The organism is Neopusillimonas aromaticivorans, from assembly GCF_030344915.1.
Lineage (GTDB): Bacteria > Pseudomonadota > Gammaproteobacteria > Burkholderiales > Burkholderiaceae_B > Neopusillimonas > Neopusillimonas aromaticivorans.
Genome location: NZ_CP128233.1, coordinates 1356308 through 1379249, shown reverse-complemented (window position 1 = coordinate 1379249; position 22942 = coordinate 1356308). Strand labels below are relative to the sequence as shown.

28 protein-coding genes and 2 pseudogenes are annotated in these 22942 nt (G+C 56.3%); 25 read left to right on the top strand and 5 right to left on the bottom strand.

Going from position 1 to position 22942, the window contains the following annotated elements:
- The first annotated feature begins 45 nt into the window (after positions 1-45).
- From N7E01_RS07420 to N7E01_RS07345, 17 genes are all read left to right on the top strand, one after another.
- Positions 46-333 carry a helix-turn-helix domain-containing protein gene (locus N7E01_RS07420; RefSeq protein WP_289175277.1) on the top strand — a complete coding sequence of 96 codons (288 nt, stop codon included), beginning with the start codon at positions 46-48 and terminating at the stop codon, positions 331-333.
- Positions 334-431: 98 nt separating this feature from the next.
- Positions 432-698 carry a type II toxin-antitoxin system RelB/DinJ family antitoxin gene (locus N7E01_RS07415; protein WP_434089569.1) on the top strand — a complete coding sequence of 89 codons (267 nt, stop codon included), beginning with the start codon at positions 432-434 and terminating at the stop codon, positions 696-698.
- A 132-nt stretch (positions 699-830) separates the two neighbouring features.
- Entirely contained in the window at positions 831-1193 is a 363-nt protein-coding gene (locus N7E01_RS07410) for a type II toxin-antitoxin system RelE/ParE family toxin (RefSeq protein ID WP_289175276.1), read from the top strand.
- Positions 1186-1506 (top strand): helix-turn-helix domain-containing protein, encoded by a 321-nt coding sequence (locus N7E01_RS07405; protein WP_350494981.1) that lies wholly within the window; start codon positions 1186-1188, stop codon positions 1504-1506. The genes N7E01_RS07410 and N7E01_RS07405 overlap by 8 nt, the downstream gene beginning before the upstream one ends.
- 180 nt (positions 1507-1686) lie before the next feature.
- The gene (locus N7E01_RS07400) at positions 1687-2436 is read left to right on the top strand and encodes an Rpn family recombination-promoting nuclease/putative transposase (protein ID WP_289175274.1); all 750 of its coding nucleotides are present in this window, start codon (positions 1687-1689) and stop codon (positions 2434-2436) included.
- Positions 2437-2683: 247 nt separating this feature from the next.
- A complete protein-coding gene (locus tag N7E01_RS18650; protein ID WP_350494980.1) occupies positions 2684-2875 on the top strand; it encodes a hypothetical protein in 192 nt (63 codons plus the stop codon).
- A complete protein-coding gene (locus N7E01_RS18645) occupies positions 2872-3012 on the top strand; it encodes a type II toxin-antitoxin system RelE/ParE family toxin (RefSeq protein ID WP_350495010.1) in 141 nt (46 codons plus the stop codon). The genes N7E01_RS18650 and N7E01_RS18645 overlap by 4 nt, the downstream gene beginning before the upstream one ends.
- A gap of 49 nt (positions 3013-3061) precedes the next feature.
- Positions 3062-3313, top strand: coding sequence for a helix-turn-helix domain-containing protein (locus tag N7E01_RS07390; protein WP_289175758.1), 252 nt, complete (start codon positions 3062-3064; stop codon positions 3311-3313).
- Between the two features lie 415 nt (positions 3314-3728).
- Complete coding sequence (locus tag N7E01_RS07385) at positions 3729-4889, top strand: hypothetical protein (RefSeq protein WP_289175272.1); 1161 nt, start codon at positions 3729-3731, stop codon at positions 4887-4889.
- Entirely contained in the window at positions 4817-6793 is a 1977-nt protein-coding gene (locus tag N7E01_RS07380) for a beta strand repeat-containing protein (protein ID WP_289175270.1), read from the top strand. Before N7E01_RS07385 ends, N7E01_RS07380 begins: the two co-directional genes overlap by 73 nt.
- 227 nt (positions 6794-7020) lie before the next feature.
- Positions 7021-7245 (top strand): DUF6447 family protein, encoded by a 225-nt coding sequence (locus N7E01_RS07375; RefSeq protein ID WP_289175269.1) that lies wholly within the window; start codon positions 7021-7023, stop codon positions 7243-7245.
- Positions 7246-7327: 82 nt separating this feature from the next.
- A complete protein-coding gene (locus tag N7E01_RS07370; protein ID WP_289175267.1) occupies positions 7328-8113 on the top strand; it encodes a hypothetical protein in 786 nt (261 codons plus the stop codon).
- A 955-nt stretch (positions 8114-9068) separates the two neighbouring features.
- Positions 9069-9755 (top strand): hypothetical protein, encoded by a 687-nt coding sequence (locus N7E01_RS07365; protein ID WP_289175266.1) that lies wholly within the window; start codon positions 9069-9071, stop codon positions 9753-9755.
- A gap of 289 nt (positions 9756-10044) precedes the next feature.
- Positions 10045-12483: a DNA polymerase gene (locus N7E01_RS07360; protein WP_289175265.1), complete on the top strand. Its 2439-nt coding sequence runs from the start codon at positions 10045-10047 to the stop codon at positions 12481-12483.
- Entirely contained in the window at positions 12480-12863 is a 384-nt protein-coding gene (locus tag N7E01_RS07355; protein WP_289175264.1) for a hypothetical protein, read from the top strand. The genes N7E01_RS07360 and N7E01_RS07355 overlap by 4 nt, the downstream gene beginning before the upstream one ends.
- A gap of 218 nt (positions 12864-13081) precedes the next feature.
- A complete protein-coding gene (locus N7E01_RS07350; protein ID WP_289175262.1) occupies positions 13082-13498 on the top strand; it encodes an integrase arm-type DNA-binding domain-containing protein in 417 nt (138 codons plus the stop codon).
- Positions 13405-14280, top strand: coding sequence for a tyrosine-type recombinase/integrase (locus N7E01_RS07345; protein ID WP_350495009.1), 876 nt, complete (start codon positions 13405-13407; stop codon positions 14278-14280). Before N7E01_RS07350 ends, N7E01_RS07345 begins: the two co-directional genes overlap by 94 nt.
- A 63-nt stretch (positions 14281-14343) precedes the next feature.
- On the opposite strand, the pseudogene N7E01_RS07340 reads toward N7E01_RS07345, so the two are convergent.
- Positions 14344-14472 (bottom strand): annotated as a pseudogene (locus tag N7E01_RS07340) (BrnA antitoxin family protein); the annotation flags it as partial.
- A 338-nt stretch (positions 14473-14810) separates the two neighbouring features.
- Between N7E01_RS07340 and N7E01_RS07335 the strand changes: the two are divergent.
- Positions 14811-15434, top strand: coding sequence for an NYN domain-containing protein (locus N7E01_RS07335; RefSeq protein WP_289175259.1), 624 nt, complete (start codon positions 14811-14813; stop codon positions 15432-15434).
- Between the two features lie 446 nt (positions 15435-15880).
- On the opposite strand, the gene N7E01_RS07330 is transcribed toward N7E01_RS07335, so the two are convergent.
- Together N7E01_RS07330 and N7E01_RS07325 are read right to left on the bottom strand one after the other, a co-directional pair.
- The gene (locus N7E01_RS07330) at positions 15881-16396 is read right to left on the bottom strand and encodes an integrase core domain-containing protein (protein ID WP_289175257.1); all 516 of its coding nucleotides are present in this window, start codon (positions 16394-16396) and stop codon (positions 15881-15883) included.
- On the bottom strand, positions 16374-17180 hold the full coding sequence (locus N7E01_RS07325; protein WP_289175255.1) for a hypothetical protein: 807 nt from the start codon (positions 17178-17180) through the stop codon (positions 16374-16376). Before N7E01_RS07325 ends, N7E01_RS07330 begins: the two co-directional genes overlap by 23 nt.
- Before the next feature lie 110 nt (positions 17181-17290).
- On the opposite strand from N7E01_RS07325, the pseudogene N7E01_RS07320 reads away from it, so the two are divergent.
- Positions 17291-17879, top strand: a pseudogene (locus N7E01_RS07320) (nucleotidyl transferase AbiEii/AbiGii toxin family protein).
- 378 nt (positions 17880-18257) lie between these two features.
- On the opposite strand, the gene N7E01_RS07315 reads toward N7E01_RS07320, so the two are convergent.
- Entirely contained in the window at positions 18258-18578 is a 321-nt protein-coding gene (locus N7E01_RS07315) for a hypothetical protein (protein WP_289175253.1), read from the bottom strand.
- Positions 18565-18846: a hypothetical protein gene (locus tag N7E01_RS07310; RefSeq protein ID WP_289175252.1), complete on the bottom strand. Its 282-nt coding sequence runs from the start codon at positions 18844-18846 to the stop codon at positions 18565-18567. The genes N7E01_RS07315 and N7E01_RS07310 overlap by 14 nt, the downstream gene beginning before the upstream one ends.
- A gap of 281 nt (positions 18847-19127) precedes the next feature.
- On the opposite strand from N7E01_RS07310, the gene N7E01_RS07305 reads away from it, so the two are divergent.
- The 6 genes from N7E01_RS07305 (at position 19128) to N7E01_RS07280 (ending at position 22930) form a co-directional block, all read left to right on the top strand.
- Positions 19128-19418, top strand: coding sequence for a helix-turn-helix domain-containing protein (locus tag N7E01_RS07305; RefSeq protein ID WP_289175250.1), 291 nt, complete (start codon positions 19128-19130; stop codon positions 19416-19418).
- A 174-nt stretch (positions 19419-19592) separates the two neighbouring features.
- Positions 19593-19763, top strand: coding sequence for a hypothetical protein (locus tag N7E01_RS07300; protein WP_289175248.1), 171 nt, complete (start codon positions 19593-19595; stop codon positions 19761-19763).
- 144 nt (positions 19764-19907) lie between these two features.
- On the top strand, positions 19908-20702 hold the full coding sequence (locus tag N7E01_RS07295; RefSeq protein WP_289175246.1) for an ABC transporter permease: 795 nt from the start codon (positions 19908-19910) through the stop codon (positions 20700-20702).
- Positions 20699-20941 (top strand): ATP-binding cassette domain-containing protein, encoded by a 243-nt coding sequence (locus tag N7E01_RS07290; RefSeq protein ID WP_289175244.1) that lies wholly within the window; start codon positions 20699-20701, stop codon positions 20939-20941. Before N7E01_RS07295 ends, N7E01_RS07290 begins: the two co-directional genes overlap by 4 nt.
- Positions 20942-20943: 2 nt before the next feature.
- Positions 20944-21912, top strand: a complete 969-nt coding sequence (locus tag N7E01_RS07285) for an ABC transporter ATP-binding protein (RefSeq protein ID WP_289175242.1) — start codon at positions 20944-20946, stop codon at positions 21910-21912.
- Positions 21905-22930 (top strand): class I SAM-dependent methyltransferase, encoded by a 1026-nt coding sequence (locus N7E01_RS07280; RefSeq protein WP_289175241.1) that lies wholly within the window; start codon positions 21905-21907, stop codon positions 22928-22930. The genes N7E01_RS07285 and N7E01_RS07280 overlap by 8 nt, the downstream gene beginning before the upstream one ends.
- The last annotated feature ends 12 nt before the right edge of the window (positions 22931-22942 follow it).

Below are 22942 nucleotides of genomic sequence, written 5' to 3'. Positions count from 1 at the left end.
TATATATAGCTTATAAGGGTTTATTAAATGTCGCAAGAGACACGTATGATTTCTTTTATTCGATCCGCTCGCGCTGCGCTGGGTTGGTCGCAGCCGGATCTGGCTGAACAGGCCGGGGTATCGCTGGTGGCCATTGCGCGACTGGAGGCGGGGCTGGCCAGTCCACGGCTCTCGACGGTCTCCAAGCTCAAGGAGGCGTTAAGCAAAGCGGGGGTTCGGGTGATTGATGATCAGCCTGAAGGGGGCTACACGATGGTTGTGGCTGAAGGCGCGGTCGCGACGTCTACTGAACAGTTGGACAAGCGGCGTGATGCGAAGGAAACGGCAGTTTGATTATCAATCTGCATCAGCCGGGATAAAGATTTGTCCTTGAACTGTGGTTTCGTTGTGACGACAATGATCGGGCTTGCATCATTTAAGGAGTATGCATCATGAGCACAACCGATACCTACGTCCGCGCACGTATCGATTCCGGCACTAAGGAACGTGCTGCGAGCGCGTTGGCCGCCATGGGTTTATCGATCTCTGACGCTATCCGCTTGTTAATGGTACGGCTGGCGGAAGAACACCGTCTGCCTTTTGAGGTGAAAGTGCCCAATGTCACAACACGGCAGGCTATTGCTGAACTGGAAGCCGGCAAAGGGAAAAAGTTTGCAACCGTTGACGATCTGATGGCGGATCTGCATGCGGAGGATTGATTGTTCATCGGCATTCACGTCAGCGTAGCAGCGGTGAGTGAGTGCCGTCCATCGGTGCGGTAGGCTCTGCTTGGAAGACGGATAGAAGGATTTTTGTGTTGATGATAATACCCAAAGAGGTATAATCAGGAGATGTCACCCACCATTAAACCCCTACGATGGATCGCATCAAGCAAGAAGGACTTGATGGCGATGCCCAATGATGTGCAAGATACTTTTGGGTATGCCCTGCACTTGGCCCAGAATGGGCACAAGCATCCGGACGCAAAGCCGCTCAAAGGCTTTGGGGGTGCGGGCGTTCTGGAGGTGGTTGAGGATTTCAAGGGTGACACGTATCGCGCGGTTTATACCGTGCGTTATCTTGACACAGTTTACGTGCTTCATTGCTTCCAGAAAAAATCTACGCAAGGTATTTCAACGCCAAAGCCCGACGTGGAGTTGATCAAAGCACGCTTGAAGGCCATAGAGGCTGGTATAGGGGGTCATCGTGATTAATATCGAAGAAAGCTCAGGTAATGTGTATGCTGATCTACAAATGCCGGAAGCGGAGGCTATGTACGTCAAGGCACGCTTGGCCAGCAAAATCAGTGACATCATCCGCTACCGCCATTTGACGCAGCAGCAGGCAGCTGAAATTCTGGGTATTTCGCAACCCAAACTGTCGGGTCTTTTGCGCGGGCAATTTCGGGGTATCAGCGAAGCCAAGATGATCGAGTGTTTGAATCGTTTAGGTCGAGACGTTGAAATTGTGGTGCGTAAAGCGCGTGGGCGTCAGCCTCAGGGTCAAACGCATGTAGTTTTCGCGTGAGCGTCATCAATTAAGCCAGTCGGCGCTGCTCTTCACGCACCTACGTATTTTGTCTGTTCGTTTACAAGGTGAATCGGTATTTGGTCGTCCGGGTGAGAGTGCAGGGAGCAATTGCGAAAGGAAGGATTGATCAATGGCTAAGAAATTTTCTGAGCTTCGTGTCCAACCGTTATCTGGCGGGTGAAGGCCGATGGGCAATGGGTTTATCTGTATCTGCTGATCGAATTCCAAAGCCGTGTCGACCCCTGGATGGCCGTGCGCATGATGGTGTATGTGGGCCTGCTCTATCAAGATCTGATTCGTCGCAATGAAGTACTCAGTGACAGGAAGTTGCCGCCGGTATTACCTATCGTGGTGTATAACGGTGATGCAAAGTGGAAGGCTGCGACCGATGTGGCGGCGCTGATTCCGAAAGCACCGGGCTTGGTCGCGAACTATCTACCCAAGATGTCGTACCTGCTGATCGATGAGAACGAGTACGCGCCGACAGACCTTGCCGAGTTGAAAAATCTGATGGCAGCGGTTATTCGATTTGGTCATCCAGAAAGCGAGCAGGTGTTGCTTGAGTTGATTGATCGTGTGAATCTGATGCTTGATGGCAACCCGGAACTCAAACGCACGTTTGCCATCTGGATGCGTGCGGTCTTGTTGCGTCAGAGTAAAGGCACCTTGGCTTTACCCAAGGTGCGCGATTTAAAGGAGTTAAAAATGACACTGGCAGAACGTTTCGACACCTGGGCACAGCAGCACGAAAAGAAAGGTGAGGCTAAAGGCGAGGCTATTTTGTTGCAGCGTCAGCTAATTCGTCGTTTTGGTGCGCTCCCCAGCGCGATTGTTGGCCAGATTGCCGCTGCCACGTCAGCCCAACTGGAGCTGTGGGGAGATCGTGTGCTGGAGGCGAGCACCTTGGACGAGGTCTTTCGTCCTTGAAGCGTTGATCTGTGTTGTTGAATTGAAGGCCGCCGTATTGGGGATGAGGGTTTGGACGATTGATGTCATGCAACGTTCAAGTATGGGCTTGTTGCGAGCGTTCGCATCGCTTGGGGTAGGCCTCTGCTTTGGTGTAGTGTGCTAACCCTCGTGGCCTACTCCCACCCGAACACCGAGGTGGCAGGGCATCGTTTTAACCATGGGCGAACCGTTGCACAATGTTAGCAAAATTGCTAACATTGAGCGCATGAATTGGACCGTCAGCTACTTTAACGAACGCGTGCAACGTGAGATCGCCGAGTGGCCCGTTGGCATCTATGCCGACTATCTACGTCTCATCTTGCTCGTTGAAGAGCACGGTGCTGACTTGCGCCTGCCGCACTCACGCGCGATGGGTGGGGGCTTTTCGAATTACGGTGCAAGGGTGCAGAAGGAATAGGTCGTGCGTTTTACTGCACGGTGATCGGGCGCGAGATCGTGATCCTGCACAGCTTCATCAAGAAAACGCAGGAAACCCCCGACCGGGAACTGAAAACAGCCCGCAAACGGCTTAAGGAGGTCAAACATGCAAAGTGAGCAATTCAAACCGGTTCGCCTGGACACCAAGGCCGAATTGGCCCGCGCCATGCAACGGCCGGGATTCAAAGCCGCCTGGGACGGACTGGAAGAGGAGTACACCGCACTCAACGAGTTACTTCAGGCCCGCAAGCAGGCAGGGCTCACACAGGAAGAAGTCGCTGCTCGCATGGGTACAACCAAAAGTGCCGTGTCGCGTCTGGAAGCCTCGATCCGCAGCGAAAACCATTCTCCTTCGTTCGCCACATTGCGCAAGTACGCTCATGCCTGCGGTAAGCGGCTGGTCATCAAAATGGTCTGACCGGCGCAAACCAGGCAAAGGGCATAACTAAAGGCGAGGCTCTTTCGCTGCACCGTTGAACTTATCCGTCGCTTTGGTGCGCTCCCCTGTGTGCTTGTTGGCCGGATTTCTGAAGAAACTTCAGCGCAACTGGAGCTGTGGGGAGATCGTGTGTTGGAGTCGATGACCTTGGACGAGGTCTTTCGTCTTTGAAGCGTTGATCGGTGGGGTTGAATTGGTAGGTGGTTTTTTGCGGGCCAATTCAAATAACTTCTTTATTAAACAAAGGGTTATGTTTTTTTGTCGGGGTTTTGCGTTTGGCGTGGGTCTGCCGCGAAGTAGGAAAACGGTAGGATTTCCCTAAAAAGACATTAAAAATATCTTTAAGTAGTTGATTTAACGCCATAATACATTGACGTCAACTTGGTGGCTCACTGTGAATCCCGACGTTGCCACGGCCAACGTGTTCGACGCTCCGCGCGGCTGGACGCCTGGCGGCACGGACCAGGTAAACACGCTGAACGATGATGATGTTCTGACCGGTAGAGGTGATAACCCCACGCTGAATTTGACGTTTGTTGATAATGCTGATGTCGGTGCGGTCGGGAATACGATCACGCCCACAATGAGCGGCATTGATACACTGAATATCACCCTCGCCGGGCAGCAGGCTAAGACACTCGATTTGGGTGAGTCCTCAGGCGTTAAGGCCGTAAACGTTGGTCGCGTGACTAACGACTTTGCTGTCACCAACATCCGTGGCCCTGTTGCGCAATTTTCAGTCAGCAATGCGCTGTCCGAAAATCCAGCGGTTGCTCGTCAAAACGACATCACCTTCCGCCATCTTGACTCTGCGCTGCAAGGCAGCAGCGACTCCACAACGCTGACATTAGACAATGTTAACGTTCGGAACGTAACAATTGGCGCGACTACTTTGGGTGCCAATGGTATTGGTTACGAAACCATTAACTTGGTCAGCAAAGGCTCGGCAAACTGGGTGCGTAACTTCAGCGCGGAAGATGTTGAGACGCTGAACATTACCGGTGATCAGAATCTGCGTATTGACGGCTTTGGCAATGCGGCTGGTTCACTGACCACCATCAACGGTGCTGATGCCACAGGCAATTTGAATCTCAATCTGAACGGTGTGCTCAGCGCTGTTCAAGATGGCACTTCAGGCACCAACGTACCTCTGGCAGTCACCACGGGTACTGGCGACGATACTATTCGTATTACCGACGACAGCATCGGCGCAACTGATAGCATTGATACTGGCGAAGGTAACGACACGCTGGATCTGCAAGCAACACTGACTCGTAACTTTACGCCAGCTACTGAGGTGGTTACCGGAGTAGAAAGCGTTAAGGTTACTCGTTTGGATGATGCGACTACTGCAGGTCCGGATGCTGCTGCTAACTTGCAGGTTAACCTGGCTGCGATTGCTGGCGATCAAAGCGTGCGCTTGTTCAATAATGGCGAAAATGTTGCTCCCCTGCTCTCCCTAACGGTGCCGCTACATTCACCTTGGCTAATGCATCGGCTGGCGATGCTGCCGGTATCAGTATTCAGCACAGCGCCACGAACAACAACAATTTGAACCAGAATGCTATTGTTCTAGACGTTGCTGATGGCGTAACAACTGCTGCTGTTGAAATTGTTGAGGGTGTGAACGCAGACCCACGCTTTAACTTCAGTCTGCAAGCCGATAGTAATCTGACTTTCAACGCAACAACTGGTGCCATTACAGCAGGCAGCCTTGATGCAGTGAATGCCGTGGTTAATGTCACGCTGACCGACAGCGATTCAGAGTCGAACACTGTTCGCCTTGTGGATGTGGCTGCTCACACAGGCACCTTGACAGTTTCTGGTGGTGTTGCTGGTACGTTCCTTAACTTGGATGCGCGTTCGGCAAACAATACCGCCGAAGGCGGTTATGGCTACGTAACGAACGGTGCAAATGGTAGTGCTACAACTGTTGTTGCTGCTGCCACGGTTCTTAACCCTGCAATTGTTGCTGCTGGTCTTGTTCAGCCGAGTGCTCGTGATGCGGCTGTAAATTCCGTGTTCAACACTGTAGTTGGTGATCAGGCCTTGGTATTTACCAACATTGCAGCGTCCGAGCAAGTCAGTGATCTGGTAGTTCGTTTGGGCCAGAGCAATACTAATGCTCAACTTGGTTCAGGTAACGACACTGTTATTTTTGCTGCGCGTGCTGGCGTATCCGCGGGCACTTCGGGACTGACTATTCAGGATACCGTAGCTGGTGGCGCGGGTACAGATACGATTGTTCTCGATGGTACCGGTGCGATGACACTTGGTGCTTCCGAGTGGACAAACCTGTCTGGTGTTGATGTTATTCGTCTGGCAGGTACTGCTGGATCGACCTTTGATCTGCGCGTTACAGACCAGTTGGTTAACCAGGCTGATGCTGGAAATCGCATCACTATTGTTAATAATGATGGTGATTTGACGGGCGTTGCTGAAAACGCTGCGACGATCAACCTGCGCGCCTTGTCGGCCACAAATAACGTGACTTTCGTTGGTGCCAACGGTGATGGCGCGGCTGCTGAAGCTGGTCGTTCAGCACAAACAGTTATTTTGAATGACGTCACTGCCAATGGCAGCAATACTCTGAATGGCGGTGATCGCGATATCATCACTGACTACGCGAGTGTTGGTGCTGGTCGCCAATTTGCTACTGCTGCTGCCGCTGATCTTGCATGGACTACTAACTTGGGAACTAACCAAGAAGGAAACAACAACGTTCTGCAAATTTTCAACAACGCAGAAGTTACTATCGGCGATTTGGCTAACACCAGCAACTTCAGCACAATCAACTTCGTGAATGATGTAGCGACGGCTCAAACGCTGAACCTGACGCTTGACAACGCTACAGTAGATCGCTTGGTTGACGCCAGCCATACTGCAACGGCAACTCAAGTTGAAACCCTTGTCATCACTGCAACGGACAACGTTGCAGTGCCCTTGGCAACTGCGAACTTGAATGTCCAAGCTGGAACACTGGGCGCTCAGTTTGCGCTGAATGTTACCGGTGGCGCAGGCGCGGATGTAATCGTAGCCGGTGCTGCTGGTGCCGACGTGATGACCGGCGGTGCGGGTGCTGACACCTTTGCCTACGCTAGCGCTACCATCGTTGGTCTGACAGCCGAAGGTGGTGACACCATCACCGACTTCCTGTCGCTGACTGACATCATCAGCTTCGCTGACCTGTCTGCCGATGCTGGCTTCACTGTTGGTACTGCTGCCGTCGCTGGCGAAACTCTGCTGGTTTCCGCAGGCAACGCTGGCGTGGCCGATATCAACTTCGTGAGCGGCGCTGGTGCTGTGGCTCTGTCCGCAGAGTCCACCCTGATCTTCGACACCACCACCCGTACTCTGTCGTTCGACGCGGACGGTACCGGTCTTGGTGCGGCCGCCGTTGCGATCGTGACCGTTGGTGTTGGTCAGACCATCGTTGCTGGCGACATCGTTATCGCCTAATCTCCCTGGAGACGCCGCCTACCCTGGTAGGCGGCGTTCCCTAGGGCGGTTAGTTAGTCAGCATTAAAGGTACGTGTATTTGCGGTAATGTTCTGTAGTGCTGTCGAATGAAGCGGTTATTGGGCTTCTGAGTTTCAGTGCAGATGGATGTATGGTAAGTACGTGTACCCATGGCCTCACAATTTCGGTTGTGGGGCTTGATTTTTTGATCGAAAGGAAGATGAGTTATGGCTCAGAAGATTACAATTGACGGTGTTGAGTACGATCTGGACAGTTTGTCTGAGAACGCGCGTGCTCAGGTGGTTAACTTGCGTGCGACGGATCAGGAATTGGCCCGTGCCCAGGCGCTGGTGGCGATGCTACAAACGGCACGTACGACGTACGCCAACGTACTCAAAGCCGAGTTGGCTGCTCAGGCACCAGCATCATCCACAGGCAAAGCAAAGAACTAACGACTGTTTTCGGTAAAGACCGCATGGGGTGTTTATGCCAGGGGTCTTTATCGAATGTCGATGTCATCTGGAGAGCAAGGCCATGTCGGTATCCGATGTATCCTCTATTGAGCGTGTTGCACGCCTGACAAGTTCAGCCCAAAGTGCGCTGGAGCGTGCGCAGGGTGATTTTTCGCGGCACATGCAATCGGCGCTGAGCGCGCTGGATGATAACGCTGCGACGGTGCGCGAAGCGGTGGCACCTGTGGTGGCACAGGTGACGCAGGCCGTGGAATCGGTGTTGGCACAGTTACAGGCCGCCCAAGTACTGGGCGGGACGAACGCAGTCCTGGCAACGCCCGCACCAAGCACACCTTCGGCCCCGGATGCCGTTCCCCAAACCATGACCCAGACAACCCAGGCGGTGCCGCGTGATTACCTGCTGCCTGGTGAGCCGGGCGCGGGGTTGCCGGCCAACTATCTGAAGTCACCGTTGTATCAAGAGTGGTTGGCTCAAAAGCCGTCGATGGGTGAGAACGTGACCGAGTTTGGTCAGGCGCTTATGGCGTGGCAGAAGGCCAATCCCTATTACGTTGATCCAGAGCGGTTTGAGACGTTTGAGGGTTATTTGTCGGCGGTTGAGAGTTCGACACGTTCTGATAACCTGCCTGCGCAAGCCGATCCAGCGCGTTACAGGTCGTTTGTGAACAGTTATTATGGCCCGAGTGCCGCGACGAACCCGTGGGGTGAGCGGTTGGGTCGGGTGCAGGCGCAGGAGATGGTCGAGTGGTCCGAAGGTCTTCGGGCGCAGTATGACCGTGCTGTGGCGGCGCAACGTTCGCAGCAAGCGCTTGAGGCGTCGGGCTTATTGGGTTCGGGCAACACGTAGTGGTGTTAGGGGCGCTAACCGGAGGCCGGTGTTGGTTGGCTTAATCGCGGCTAGGTAACCCCACGATTGCGGTTGTGGGGTTTTTTGTGGGCTCGGTGGTGGAATAATTCGTATTCTGATTTGCGTCATATAGTCATTGAGGATGCTACCTGGGGCTAAAACGATGTGCGCCTGAGCGACAGGACCGCCAACTGTCCAGGTGCGGGCTGGGCAAGGCGTCAGCCGCGCAGGTGCAGCCAGGCACCGTAGTGCACCCGTAGGGCTGCGCAGGCCAGGCGGCCGAAGCAGCACCCAGCTCCCAGGCTGGGTGTGCCCTTTTGGGGGTGCCGTCCTAGGGGAATCCCTTCGGGATTCAGGCGCCCCAGCGCCGACCCGCTGGACGGGGGCAACGCCCCCGGCCCCCGAGGCACTCGGGCAAAGCGGTTTCCGGGGTAGCCCCGTTCAGGGGCCGGTCGTTCCCGCAAGAGCCGCCAGCTCGAGCGGGAAGGAGCGCCGCAGAAAGCGGTTTGCCCGAGCGCGAGCGAGGGGCCGCAGGGACACGGGAACCCTAGTTCCCGAGGCTTTCGTAGGGCGTGCAGCCCGTAAAGCGAAAGACGTTGGCCCATCACAGCGATTTGCAAATGGAGGGTGCGAACAGTAATGGGGTTTTGCGCGCGCGTGGCCGGTGGGCACGGGCTTCATGCGTCATGCCCACCGGCAGCCACAACGCAAGGAATGACGGCGTGAGGCGTTTTACCGCGCGCAAAAAGCCATGACGGCGCGCAAAAGCCCCGGCGCTTGTCGCTATACGAAGTATCGGAACCAATAAAGGAGATACTTCGATGACACTCAGTAATCAAGCCCGTGGCGAGCGCTATCGCCAACACACCCTGGAACTGCTGGGTCGCCTGGGCTACGGCTCTGCACGACAAATTGCCAAGGGGTCTGGGGACAGCTGACCCCAAGCACCCGCAAAATGGCCTCACGGCTTTTGGGTCGCCTGGGCAAAGAACGTCTGGTTGTCAGCAAACGGGACGGCAACTCGGTCAATGGCGAGCAGCTGTACGCGTTGACTAAAGCGGGCGTGGCCAGGCTCACCTACGCACTGCCCCTGGCCCGAGGTCATGCCCGGGACTGGCTGCGCCACGCTCACGCCCATCGCACGATGGCCAACAGCGTCTTTGTTGCCGGCAACCCGGTAATGCGCACGGTGGACGACAGCCTGGGCATCACGGAACTGGAAATCCGCAGCAACGCAGGGCAATCAAAATCTACACGATTTGAGTATGAGGTTGATGAGCAGCACCACGTCAAGATTCCTGACGTTGTGTTCAACCATGCGCAGCGGGTGTGGGTTGAAGTGGAAAACGCCTGGCGCAGCAGCAAGGACATGACCAAGCTCGTGCAGTTTTTACGAGCGTTGTTCTGGTATGGGGCCAAAGATTTTGACGAGGTCTGGCTGGTCGTGACCGCAACGGGGGCCAAGACGATTGGCCAGCGTTTGCGTAACGCCTTGAGCCAGGATGACCCGTTGGATGGCTGGCCACGGCAAGTCAAGGAACTGGATGCGCGCTTGCTGCAAACCCACGTCAAGGTCTGGGTGTTGGATGCCGACACGCTGACTTTACGGCCTGGGCCATTACGCTCCCCTGCCCGAGGATAAGCCCCAAAAGTGTCCTGCCTGCCCGTTCTTGACGCTCTAACCCTACGTCTAACGATAGCTATAGATTCTTTATAAGAGAGGACGGGTGCGGCGGGCCGGCGCAGGGGGTGTGGCAGCCCGCCGCAGCCAATTTTTAAGGGGTGTAAAAAAATTTGTCGATTTGCACTGAAAGTGCGATCAAAAACGCTATACATAGTACCAGCGCATGATTTTCTCGAGCATTCGACATGCAAAAGCTGGTGATCACACCGCTTTTGGCGTGGTCCACATTATGTTAAGGACGTTTATCATGCAAAAGAAACACTCCCTCGCGCAAGCCAACCCCGTTGAAACGCAGGCCGACCTGGCAGACGCGCCTACTGGTGCCCTGGCACAGTTTGCCCTGCCTGCGCCATCCGTCAGTGGTGAGGCTGCGCACAGCTTGCAGTCGCTAGCACTCACGCAGAACTTCGGCGCACTGGCTGGCGTCAAAAAAGCCTTGGTCACGGTTCCTGTGCGCAAACCTAACAATCAGACGTTCGTGCGCGTGCATCCGGATGAAGGCTGGCGCTTTCAGGCGGCCATTTTGCAACTCAAGGACGACGGCGAGTGCTACCTTGTGGTGCCGGCGTTGTACGCCGAGCTGGTCGATGAAGTTCGCCCCAAGATTCTGTACGCGGCCATTACCCGCGATGGCAGCCCATTTTTGTGGCCCATCAATGCGCCCGGTGAGGATGGTCGGCTCGATGCCTGGTCGGAATCCGCGCACGTCGCCGCGCAGATGGCCCAGACCCACTGGGTCAGGCTCACTGCCAACCGTACGGTAGGCGCGTATGACGTGGCGCAGGCTGTCAATCTGGCCGATGAACCCAAATGGCCTGAAAAGACCTTCGAGGACATCGTGCAGATTGCCTTTAAGGGTCGCATTATCGATTCGCTCGACCACCCGATTATCAAACGCTTGCGGGGGAAATGTAATGGTGCACTGGCCTTTCAAGGGAATCTGGCTGGTGGACTACGAGTTTGCGGCGGCACCGGGCGAGCGGCCCGTGCCGCTTTATCTGGTGGCCAAAGAGCTGCTGGCAGGACGCACCGTGCGCCTCTGGGGCGATGCGCTCAACGGGCCTGCCCTTTTGATCTGGGGCCCGAGACGCTCTATGTGGCGTACTACGCCAGCGCCGAAATGGGTTGCCACCTGGCCTTGGGTTGGCCACTGCCCGCTAACGTGCTGGATCTGTATGCGGAGTTTCGCGTGCAAACCAATGGCCGGGTGCTGCCTAATGGCGGTGGGTTGCTGGGCGCGCTGGCGTATTACGGCCAGGATGGAATCAGCGCCCTGGAAAAGACCGACATGCGCGAGCTGGTGCTGCGCAGCGGCCCCTACACGCCCGCTGAGCGCCAGGCCGTGCTGGACTATTGCGAAACCGACGTCATCGCGACCGAAAAGTTGCTGCGCTCGATGACACCGGTTTTGTGTGCCCAGCCCCGGCTGGCTCACGCGTTGCTGCGCGGGCGCTACACCAAGGCGGTGGCCTACATGGAGTGGTTGGGCATCCCGATCGACACTGACATGCTGGATCAGTTACGCGAACATTGGCACGCCTTGAAAGATGAACTCATCGCGCGAGTCGACCAGGCGTATGGTGTGTACGACGGGCGCACATTCAAAATAGCCCGCTTTGCCGCGTATCTGGCTGAGCATCAGATCGCGTGGCCCACCACCGCTACCGGGCGTCTGGCCCTGGATGATGAAACATTTGTCGAGCAAGTCAAAGCGCATCCGCAACTGTATCCCTTGCGGCAATTGCGCCAGGCCCTGGGCCAGTTACGGTTAAGCGAGCTGGCCGTGGGCCGCGATGGCCGTAACCGCTGTCTGCTGTCCATGTTTAGCGCACGGACCGGGCGCAATCAACCGTCCACCACGAAGTTTGTGTATGGCTTGTCGGTGTGGCTGCGGGGGCTGATTCGGCCCCGCGAAGGTTTTGGGCTGGCCTATGTGGACTGGTCCCAGCAGGAGTTCGGGATTGCGGCAGCGCTTTCCGGTGATACGCAGATGCAGGCGGCCTATCAGTCCGGGGACCCTTACCTTGAGTTTGCCAAGCAGGCGGGTGCGGTGCCGCCCGAGGCGACCAAACACAGCCACGCCCGCGAGCGCGAGCAATTCAAGGCGTGTGTGCTGGCCGTGCAGTATGGTATGGGCGAGGCGTCGCTGGGCGAGCGCATTGGCCAATCGCCGGCACATGCCCATGAACTGCTGCGCCTGCACCGGCGCAACTTTGCCCGGTTTTGGGCCTGGTCGGACGGCGTGCGTGATCATGCCCTGACGCATGGCAAGGTGTGCACGGTGTTTGGCTGGACGCTGCACATCGAGGGCCGACCCAACGTGCGCTCGATCTGCAACTTTCCGATGCAGGCCAACGGCGCGGAAATGCTGCGCCTGGCGTGTTGCCTGGGCGTTGAGGCCGGGATTGACGTGATTGCCCCGGTGCATGATGCGGTGCTGATCGAGGCACCCTTGGATGAGCTTGAGGCCAAAGCCGCGCACATGCAGGCGTTGATGGTCCAGGCCAGTCAAGTGGTACTGGGTGGCTTTGCACTGCGCTCGGATGCGACCTTCATCCGCGCGCCCGAGCGGTACGCGGATGAACGGGGTGCCAGGATGTGGGGCCTGGTGCAAGAACTTCTGGCCAAACAGGCCTCGCAGACACACGTCGGGGTACCCACCTTCCCACAGGCGGGGGCTGTATGAGTGCAGGGGCATCACCTCAAATCACGGAAATCGTTCACCGCTGGTCCCCGCACCATGGGCAGCATGTGGCGGGTGCTCGGACCGCTACCCGCACACCCGGCTTCATAAAAGGTCCATTACCTCTGGACTGGATGCGGCAAGCCGCCGCCTTGCCGGGCAAAGCCCTGCATGTCGGCCTGTGCCTGTGGTACTTGGCGGGGTTGACTCAATCTAAACGGGTGCGCTTGACCAGCAAGACGACGCAAGCGATGGGTGTGTCGCGCGATGCGAAAGGCGAAGCGCTCAAACGCCTGGCCCAGGCCGGCTTGGTCAGGGTTGAGCAGCGCCCGGGTTGCGCGCCTGAGGTCACTCTCCTGGACGTCACGGCAAGCGTTCAGTGAGGTGCATGTGCAGCAGCGGCGCTTACTGGTTCAGGGAGGAAAAGCGATTGAGACTTGTGATTGTTGTTTTTGGTTACAAAATAATTGTGCTTGGGAGCCAAAAAAATCGGGGGTTTTTCCTATACATATCAAGTTTGCTGCGCCTAGGCACCGCTCAAGCCCGATCCCGGCAGGGGGTCAGCCGCTTTTGGCTGGTTGTGCTGTAGGAAATCATCACCATGAAGTTGCACATTACAGAAAAGGCTGTCAAAGAAATTATTGTCCCCGCCGGGAAAAAACATATTTTGATATTTGATACCGAGCAGGTCGGTTTTGCTGTTCAGAAAACAGGAACCGGTAACATGAGCTACATCGTCATGTACCGCGACGAGTTTAAAAAGCAGCGACAGGAAAAACTGGGCAAGGTCGGGGAAATCTCGGCCAACGCCGCTCGGGCGATGGCGTGTGCTTACCTGAAACGTCTTGAGGATCACAAAAGGGGCTGCCTCGCGGCCGGCTCCTGCTTTCACCTACCATGGACGAGTTCTTCTTCAATACGTTTCTGCCCAAGGTCAAGCTGGAAAGCCGGTCATATGAAACGCATGCTTCGATTTACCGCAACCATATTCAGCCGCAGTTCGGGGATAGGCGGTTAAACGAGATTGATGGGGATGAGATCGTGGACTATGCCGGCCAGCTACGCCAAAAACGGGTTTCAGGCGGCCGTTGGGAAAAATCCTCCACGCGCACATTGTCAGAGGGAACCGTCAAGCGCATCTTGATCCTGGTACGCCACATTTTCAATGAGGCAATACGTATCAAGGGCACACATGTGACAGTGAACCCCACGCATGCCATTAAGCTGACGACCGTGCGCAAAATCGTAGGCAAATTCCTGACACAAGCACAATTAAAGGCGCTACTCAAGGCTGCCGAGGGCTCACAAAATCCTGACCTACCCGATATCATCCGTGTCATGGGGGCTACAGGGTTGCGCCGGGATAATGTACTGGCCATGCGGTGGTCATGGTTCGACGAGGCCCGGGCGACGCTGACCGTTCCGGCAGAGGACGACAAGGCCAAGAAAGGGTTTGTGCTGCACCTTTCTGCCGGCGTCCTGGAGGTCCTGCGCAACCGAATGCACGAGAGCGCTTCAGAATGGGTCTTCCCAAACCCCCAGACCGGTAAACCTTACTATTCCTGTCGCAATGCGTGGGTAACCGCGCGGGAAAAGGCCGGGCTGCCTGGCTTGAGGATGCATGACCTGCGTCATACGTATGCCTCGATGATGCTGGACAGCGGCTCAGACATCGTCGATGTTCAGCAAGCGCTGGGGCATACGCAGCTTAAAACAACCGCAGGCTACCTGCACCTGACGGAAGGAAGGAAAAGACACAATGCCAACGCCGCCGCCCAAGCCACCGGTTTGTTCGCTTGACAGCAAAGGTCATAATCATCGCTTTGTTTACTCTTGAGCCCGCGTCAGCGGGCTTTTCCACTCCTACGCCCGGTGGTGAGATCGCAGCCAATCACGCAACGCGTCGTTCATGCGCGTCTGCCAACCAGGACCATCGGCCTTGAACGCTTCAAGGATGTCGGCGTCATACCGTATTGCGGTCCGTACCTTTTTGGGGATTGCTGAGGGCCAAGTGCGCGGCGTATGGCCTGCTGAAAATCATCAGGCATATCGGACAGCCTCTTGGCCGATTTGAAGTTTTGTGCACTCCACTCTGGGGCGTCATCGTCAATGCGGGTTGGGTCGGGTTTCTTGCTCATAAAAGCGCACCTCTCTGGCGTCGGCTGATTTATTGTAGATGCAATTAGATGGTTCCTATCTGACACCCCGCTCCGGCGCTTAAGGTTGACAGTAGCCGCAGCATTGAATAAAATAAAAAGATATCACCCCAGGTGCTTCGGTGGCTGGGCGCGGGGCCACCTTCGGGTGGCCCCTGCTTTTTGTAGGTACAGATGCGCACTATCGTCTACGTTGATGCGTTCAATCTTTATTACGGCTGCCTGAAAGGTACGCCCTACCGCTGGTTGAACATCCAGAAGCTCTGCGAGCTTCTTATGCCCAAAAATAACATTGTGGCAGTGAAGTATTTCACTGCGCTGGTTTCTGAGCGTCCTAACGACCCGGGCCAGCCAATGCGGCAGCAGACATATCTTCGAGCATTGCGCACTTTACCAACGACCCAAATAGTATTGGGTCACTATCTAACCCATAACGTCTGGATGCCTGCGGTTGCGCTACCGGGGGCAAAGCAACAGTACGTAGAGGTCATTAAGACGGAAGAAAAGGGCTCCGACGTCAACTTGGCAACACATATGTTGCATGATGCGCATTTGAACCGATTTGATGTTGCCGTTGTTATTTCAAATGACTCAGACCTGCTGGCTCCGATAAAACTTGTCCGCACGGACTTGCGCAAGAAAGTGGGGGTACTCAACCCTCAGAAGAACCCCAGCCGGGCAATTTTGCCTCACATTGATTTTTTCAAGCAGATTCGTAGGGGTGTACTTGAAGAGGCTCAGTTCCCTGAAGAACTGAGTGATCTGCACGGCACTTTTACAAAGCCTGGTTTGTGGTGATTCTGCGTCTAATCGCTTTGGGCGTTACTGGGTGATGCACCTCAGCAAAAATGCTGGGATGCTTGTACGTCAGGCTACGCTCTGTAATACGGGGCATCTTGCATAGATGTACATTTACATCTGCTTGTACGCTCGTTGCGAAGAATAAAATTCTCGTAATATCAGCAAGTTGAAAGGGTGGACATCTTACGCTCACTGTGAATCCCGACGTTGCCACGGCCAACGTGTTCGACTGTGCTGGTGAAAAATCCGATAGGCTACTTTTTGCGTCTTTTGGGTGTGCCATGCAGTCGGTTTCTGGCCTGTTTTTGTTCCCGGCAAGCACAGTTAGACCTTCCCTTAAGGTGAAGGTGTGCTCAGGATTGGAGGATGTCGGAATTTCAGGCGTGACGGGGCCTCGGCTGCCGGCACCGATGACCGCGGCTCGCCAACTTGTCAGTCGAGAACTACGCTGCCCAGCGATAGCTGGAGTGCAGGCCGCCCAGCCACTTCTGGCGCACGAGTTTGCGCGGTGTCTTGAAGAAGTCGGGATCGTTGACTGCAGGGTTGTTCGTTACATCCGGAAAGATCGGTGGCTCCGCTCCATTGGCCATATGTGGCCGGGCAGTGTTGTAGTACTCACGAAATCCAACAAGCAGCCGGTTCAGGTGCCGGTCATTCACGGGCTGCACATCTCGCAGCAGTTCGTCGGTCAGTGTGCGATGAAAGCGCTCCACCACCGCGTTTTGCCAAGGGCACTTGTAGCCAATCCGGATGGTTTTGATGCCCATGGCCGGGAGCGTCTGTTTCACGATAGGCAAGAAAATGCTGTCGCGATCCATCACGATGGCTTCGGGCAAGTCGTCCATGTCCATAAAGGCATTGCGCAGTTGCTGGGCCACCCATTCTGCTGTCGGATTGTAGGTGGCGCGTGACCAGTGCAGTACGCGTCGTCCGTGGTCAATCAGGTTGAACACGGCCATGGTGTTGCCTGCCAGGTCGAGTGTGTTTTTGAAATCGATGGCCATGACGTGTTGGTTGTAGAGCGTGGTCAGCCAGCCGGGTTCTTCTTCGCGCGGTGGGCGCTTGCCCTTCGGCACTGGGCTTGAAGCCGTGGGCTTTGAGAATTGTGGCAACCGTCATTTTGCTGATGCGGAATTTCAGCTCGCCGCCAGAAATCATCCGGGCGATGTGCCCGGCACTGTAGCGGGGGTGGTCGCGTTTGATGGCCACGATGGCATCGACGATGAACTGTGGCGTGGGTGGCCGACCACGCGCCTTGCCCTCGGCGATCTTCATTGCGTGGCCCTTGCGCGACTTGGCCTGCAGCCAACGGATGTAGGTTGTCGGGGTGAATCGCATGAAACGCGTCAGCCACGGGAAGTGCAGGCGCAGCCAGGCGATCAGCCGCCGCTGCCACCATTTCAGCATCGGCAGCTTGCGCACCAAGCGTCGTTGGGCCGGTGGCGTGCGCCGCCCTTGGGCGGACACCACTTTGCTGCGTAGGCTCTTGAGTTCGAGCGACAGCACCTTCAGCTGCAACCGCCGCTGTGCCCAGGCGATGCGGTCAAGTCGGTAGTGGCGCACACTGATTCTTCCCACCAGAACCCCGATGGCGAAGGCCAGCAGGGATAACCCTATCAACATCACAAATCCTCTTTCAGAGCCAAAAGGCGCGGAGGATAAGCGAAGCGGTTTCTTGTCTACAACGTGCGCCTTGTGAACTGTTAGATATTTTGGTAGATTATCCAACACGAAGCTAGCCATGAGCACATCACAAGCCATCCGCGAGCGTATCGCTGCCAAGCTGCCGCGAACACTACTTCGACCTGTCCGTCAGCGATCAAGCTGATTTACTCCAGAGCCTGGCGCCTGTGATGGGCCGCCGGGCTGAGATCCTGGAAAAAGACATCTGGCTGTGCCAGGTGCTCGACATCCTGTTTCAGCTGCCTTGCCGCAAGCCCATGGCTTTCAAGGGTGGCACCTCGCTGTCCAAGGTCTACAAGGCGATTGACCGTTTCTCCGAAGACATCGACGTCACCGTCGATTACCGCAGCCTGGTGGCCGACGCCCCCGAGTTGGAATCGATTACCAGCAACAACCAGCGCGGTAGAAAATACCGACAGCTACGTGCGTCCGAGCATCCTGATCGAATTTGGCGGTCGTAACTCGACCTTGCCACAGAGCCTGCTTTCCATCACACCAGATATTGCCGAACACGTCCCCGACCTGGCCTTGCCGACTGCGCAGGTGTCCGTGTTGTCAGGGGTGCGCACTTTCTGGGAGAAGGCCACGCTGATTCACGTCGAGTGCCATCGCCCGAGCCTGAAACCCAGTGCTGAGCGCCAGTCCCGTCACTGGTATGACCTGGCGAGGCTGGCTGCCCAGATGTTCTACGGCGACACCTTGCCATTCGAGACCATTGTGGAGAGATTGCGGCGGCTCGAAGCGGAAATCAACGCATGACAAACCAAAGTTTTCGGCTGCGGAATTCACGAAGTGACTTGACGGTCGCCCGTCAGCACGCCGCATCCGGGCGTTTCGGCGACTTCCTCGCCCTCTGCCGGAAAGTAGCGGAATCCAATAATAGGGGACAGACCACGGTTTTCCTGAAAACCCTGTCCTTCTCACGAGGGGCAGGGTTTTTTCCATAAGCGCCTTGCGGATGTGCAGGGTCTTTACGGAAGATTCGACGCTGCGTGCCGGAGGTGGGGATGGCCGGGATGAATGTGCTGCTGGTGGGGTGAGTAGCTTGGCCCGGGAGCGGCTGCGGGAGGCGGTGGAGGTGGTCGTGGTGGGGTGACTCAACCCGGTGCCGTTGGTGATGGCAACACCGCTGCTTGTTCACTTCTTGCCATAGGTGGCGTCATGATCGGGCGCGATGGTGAGCAGTCGGATGAAATCCCCGTCACGATATGCAGTCGCCCGGCGTGCCTGGGTGATGCGTAGGGAGTAGATCGCATCGATCCCCTGGGGTGGCCTGACGCTGGTGATCTTCTCCCACTTCAGGCCCTGGTCTCGGTACAACTGGTTCCAGGTCAGCTGGCGAATTTTGTGGAGCGTATCCAGGGCTGCGTGGCGCACCGGCTTTTGCAGCGTGAGCAGGTTGTCCTGAAACACTGGGTTGTTGAGGTCGAGCCTGACCTTGGCGTCACTGCTCGCCATGGCCCAGGCGCTTGAGGGTGTCTTCGGTATCGGCATCCGATGCGGCATGGGCCACGGACCAGGCCATGGCCGTTTGCAGATCGGCCGCTGCTTGAGGCGCGTGCAGCCAGCGCTCGTTGTCGGGAACGACCGTGGCCGTGCGCACCAGCCAGACGCCGGGCTCGTACTCTTCCACCAGCACCTGGCGGCCCGCGTATTGCTTGCCCAGCGAAATCTGGCCGTTGGTGCCGACGACCTTGACGGTGGGAATGTGTGCTGTGATGGCCATAGTGAGTCTCCTTGGTAGCTATGCACGATATTGTAAATTTCGTGCAGCACTAATTCAAGGCAAATGATCTTGGAGCCACTACACTGGGGGATACCGAGGAAGAATTCGTAGAGCTCCCTTGCCTGGTCGAGGAAAGCGTGGGGGTGCACGAGTGATTTACTACCACTGGGTTAGCAAGGAGCAGTGCTACCTGCTCTATGCCTACGCGAAGAATGTCAGCGCCAACTTGACTTCGCAGCAGTTGCAGCGGTTGGCAGAAGTAATGCAAGCGGAGATACGAGATGAATGACAAACAGTTCGATGAGTTGCTTGATAGCGTACGCGACATGGGGCGCCACATGCGTGGGCAGGCTGTGGCCGGTGCTCGTGTGCAAGAATTTCCAGAACCAGACGTCAAAGCGATCCGTGAACGCACAGGGTTGTCACAGAGCCAGTTCGCCTACTTGATTGGAGTCAAGCCCAAGACGCTGCAAAACTGGGAGCAACGTCGTGTGCGTCCGGCTGGGCCAGCCCGTGCTTTGCTCAAAATCGTCGAAGCAAACCCTGACGCACTCGCGGCTATTCACGCATAGAAATTTGGCTAAATGCAGCCGACGTGCGATAAAAGCCGCCATAGGGCGGCCCTGTCTTTTTGTAGATGTAGAGGCTGCATAACGAGCAAATAAAGCGGTTACGCGACTCGTACGCACGAAATGCTGAGTTGACAAGTTCTCGGACGTGGCCCGCTCACTACCGGTGAGGACAACTTGCCCGGTACCGCTGGCAACGACACCTTCATCGGCGGCACGGCGCAAATCCAGGCAGCTGATGTGATCGACGGTGGCGCTGATTTGACGGCAGAGCATGCGCGCGAGTTCTTTTCGCTGATGCAGGACTGGGGGCATGTGATGTATTGGTTGGAGGCAGAGCGCAAGTGATGTGCAAGCGATACATCTTGTTTATTGTTCCTGCCTGGCCTTCCGACATCAAAAAACCATGTAATCATGGGCGTGACCCTCTCTAGGAGACGTGTGTGATAAACTGCGCCCTTCTGCGGGTTTATCCATGGGCGAGAGGCTTTCATGAGTGGCTGGCTCGAAAGTATAATCGGCTACCGTTATTTTATCGTTTCATCAGTACGCAACGAACTGTTGAACCAGTTTGCCCGCAGCCGTCTGGGTGGCTTATGGATGGTCATCCAGCCGCTGGTCATGGTCAGTATCTATGCTTTTGTGCTGTCAGCGGTGCTGCGCTCGCGGCTTGAAGGCATCAGCAGCCAGTATGCCTATGCCATCTACCTTACGTCAGGTATCCTCGCGTGGTCACTCTTCAGTGACGTACTGATGCGGTCTTTGAACCTGTTCGTCGGTAACGCCAACCTGCTCAAGAAAATGCTGGTGCCCAAGGTCACGTTGCCGCTTATCGCACTTGGTGCGGGGTTGGTCAATAACCTGTTGCTATTGGCTGCCATTCTGGTAATTTTTGCCTTGCTTGGTCACGGGCCGTCTGTGGTCCTGTTGTGGCTGCCGGTGCTGATGCTGGTGCTGCTGCTGTTCACCTTGGGGCTGGGGCTGGTCGTGGCTGTACTGAATGTCTTCATGCGCGATACAGCCCAGGTCGTGGGCATTGTCATGCAGTGTATGTTCTGGTTTACCCCCATCATTTACCCGGTTTCAATCATTCCCGAGCATCTGCGTTATTGGTTGATGTTCAATCCTTTGTATCATGTGGTGGCCGCTTACCAAAGTGTGCTGGCGTATCAACAGCCGCCGGCATTGCTCCCTTTGGCGGTTGTTGCCGGTTGCGCCCTGTTGCTCTGCCTGCTGGGCTTCTGGATGGTACGCCGGGCCAATGCAGAAATGGTAGATGTGCTGTGACGCTACTGGTTGCCGAAAATATTCACAAGTCATTCCGCAGTTATGCGGCCGAGTGGCGTCGGGTGGCCAGCTGGTTTGGTCTGCCGTTTAAGCCAGTGGCCGAAAGTCATGTGTTGCGCGGGGTAAGTTTCACCGTGGGGCCTGGCGAGGCGGTGGGTATTGTGGGTCATAATGGGGCCGGCAAAAGTACCCTGCTTAAAATCATTACCGGAACCCGGTGCCCACGCAGGGGCGGGTAACGGTGAATGGGCGCATTTCCGCCATCCTCGAGCTGGGGATGGGCTTCAACCCCGAGCTAACCGGTCGGCAGAATGTCTACCATGCCGCCTCACTGATGGGGTTTGATCATCACGATGTTGATCAGGTGATTGACGAGATCGAGCGTTTTGCCGAAATCGGAGCCTGGTTCGACCAGCCGGTACGGGTGTATTCCAGTGGTATGCAGGTGCGCGTGGCATTTGCCGTGGCAACAGCCTGGCGTCCAGAGATCCTGATTGTGGATGAAGCCCTTTCGGTGGGCGACACCTACTTTCAGCACAAAAGTTTTGCTCGCATTCGCGAGTTCCAGCAGCAGGGTACCAGTCTGCTGATCGTGTCCCACGACCGGACGGCAATCCAGGTGCTATGTGACCGTGCTATTTTGCTGGATCAGGGTCGGGTGCTTAAAGATGGCGCGCCGGAAGAAGTCATGGACTTCTACAATGCCCTGATTGCCGAGAAAGAAGACCCTACGATTCAGGTCAGTCATGCCGATGACGGCACGGCGCAGACCTTGTCAGGTACGGGTGAGGCACGGGTCGAATCCATTGTGCTGCAAAATGCGTCGGGCATGCCGGTTGAGCAGGTACGGGTCGGTCAAGACGTGGCTTTGGCGCTGGGGGTGCGGGTTCACCAGCAGGTAGACAGCCTGGTACTGGGGTTCGCCATCCGTGATCGGCTCGGGCAGACTATGTTCGGCACCAACAGTTACCATTGTGGCCTTGAATTGGTATCGCCTGACCCCGGTCGCCTCTACCGCTTTACAATCCGTTTTCCTGCCAACTTTGGTGTGGGGTCTTATTCGGTCGTTACGGCGTTGCATTCGGGTGACTCCCATGTGGAAAATAATTACGAATGGCGGGATCGGGCGCTGGTATTCGAGGTGCTTAACACAGACAAGCCAGTCTTTCAGGGCTGTAACTGGCTGGAGGCGCAAATGACGTATGAGTGATTCCGACGGTTTTTATCGCGCCTTTGAAGATCGTGAGCGTGGTTCCCGCGAGCTGGTTCTTGGTCGCCTTGAAGTTTATCGGCCGCTGCTAGAGCATCTGGTCGGTCTCTACCCCAGTGCCAAGGGCCTGGATGTGGGGTGTGGCCGCGGCGAGTGGTTGCAGTTGCTGCAGTCTGTGGGTATTCAGGGTCACGGGGTTGATCTTGATGCCGGTATGCTGGCGGCATGCCAGGCCGCGAATTTCTCGGTTGAACAGGGTGATGCCCTTGACTGGTTGGCAGCCCAGCCAGACAACTCATTGGCGTTGATCAGCGCCTTTCATGTGGTCGAGCACCTGCCCTTTGCCCTGGTGCGGCAGCTGGTGGCCGAGGCGCATAGAGTGCTGCTGCCCGGTGGCTTGCTGATCATGGAAACGCCCAACCCCGAGAACCTGTCGGTGGGGGCGCATACCTTTTACATGGACCCCAGCCACGAGCGGCCGCTGCCGCCGCGTTTGCTTCAGTTCGTGCCCGAGTTCATGGGCTTTGAACGCAGCTGGCTGTGGCGCTTGCAAGAGTCCGAGCTTGTTCGTCCGGGCGATGAGCCGCTGCTGGGTAATGTGCTGCTGGCGGTAAGTCCTGACTACGCTGTAATTGCGCGCAAGGCCGGCGGTAATCTGGCCGAATTTGAACAGTTAATGGCAGCGCCTAGGGGGCGCGGGCTGGAGTGGGCATGTGCCGAGTACGATGCGCAGCTTCTGCGCCGTCACCAGACAGTGGTCGAGCAGACACAGGGCCTGGCACAGCGGCTGGCGTTGCTAGAGTCTCGGGTAGAGCGGCTCGAGCATGAACTTGTGCGTCATCAGCACGAGTTGGATCCTATTACCGGTAGTATGGGTTGGTTGTTGATTTTGCCGTTTCGTTGGGCTGGGTTGCAGTGGCGGTTGCTGCGCAAACACGGCGTCCGTGAACGTGTCAAGGCGCTATTGGGCAAAGTCCGGGCCTCACGCAACTCAGGGAACTCGGGGCCGCAGCCCTGAGCTTGCAGGGCA